The organism is Megasphaera sp. AF13-6AC, from assembly GCF_027685385.1.
In the GTDB taxonomy this organism is placed as follows: domain Bacteria; phylum Bacillota; class Negativicutes; order Veillonellales; family Megasphaeraceae; genus Megasphaera; species Megasphaera micronuciformis.
This window is the reverse complement of the sequence record NZ_JAQCUN010000326.1, coordinates 355-605: the sequence shown is the minus strand read 5'-3', so window position 1 is coordinate 605 and position 251 is coordinate 355. Positions and strand designations below refer to the sequence as shown.

General features: G+C 43.8%; 1 protein-coding gene. It reads right to left on the bottom strand.

What is annotated here, in order from left to right; translation table 11 throughout:
- The coding region (locus PGX78_RS09200; protein WP_333524055.1) for a histidine kinase dimerization/phosphoacceptor domain -containing protein at positions 1 to 251 on the bottom strand (251 nt) is incomplete at both ends.

Genomic DNA, 251 nt, shown 5'->3' with positions numbered 1-251 from the left:
TCCGTGCTTCTTCATGCTCGACACGCCGCATTTGCATGCGTAAAATACCGGCAACGGTTTGCAAATTATTTTTCACACGATGATGAATTTCTTTAATAACCGAATGCTTTACTTGCAGTTCTTCTTCTTTTCTTCTTATTTCCGTCCGTTCCGTTAAGACGAGAACCAGCTGAAAGAGTTTTCCGCCTCGCACAAGAGGAATAGCCCTTAAAGTCAACGACGATTCGGGGCTGTTAATCTCTTCCGTCGTT